The sequence below is a fragment of the Mesorhizobium sp. M8A.F.Ca.ET.208.01.1.1 genome, assembly GCF_004791315.1.
GTDB lineage: Bacteria > Pseudomonadota > Alphaproteobacteria > Rhizobiales > Rhizobiaceae > Mesorhizobium.
Window position 1 is genome coordinate 1 of record NZ_SRUT01000076.1, and the last position, 399, is coordinate 399.

At 60.4% G+C, this 399-nt stretch carries 1 protein-coding gene; it reads left to right on the forward strand.

Going from position 1 to position 399, the window contains the following annotated elements; translation table 11 throughout:
• Positions 1 to 399, forward strand: a 399-nt coding sequence (locus EN851_RS34355) for a glutathione S-transferase C-terminal domain-containing protein (RefSeq protein WP_189587337.1), incomplete at both ends; no start/stop codon positions are given.

Sequence of the window (399 nt, forward strand, 5' to 3'; positions counted from 1 at the left end):
GGCCTCGATTTCCTGCACCAGATCTACACCAAGGCCGATCCGGCCTATTCAGGCCGCGTGACGGTGCCTGTGCTGTGGGACAAGCAGGAACAGACGATCGTCAACAACGAGTCCTCCGAGATCATCCGGATGCTCAACTCTGCTTTCGACGAATGGGGCGATGCGGGTCTCGACTTCTATCCGCCGGCGCTGCGCGCGGAGATCGACAGGATCAATGCGCTGGTCTATCCGGCGATCAACAACGGCGTCTATCGCGCCGGCTTCGCCACCTCGCAGGAAGCCTATGAGGAAGCGTTCGGCGAGCTCTTCGCAGCACTCGACACGTTGGAAGAGCGGCTGTCAAAGCAGCGCTATCTTGTCGGCGAGCGGATCACCGAAGCTGACTGGCGTCTATTCACC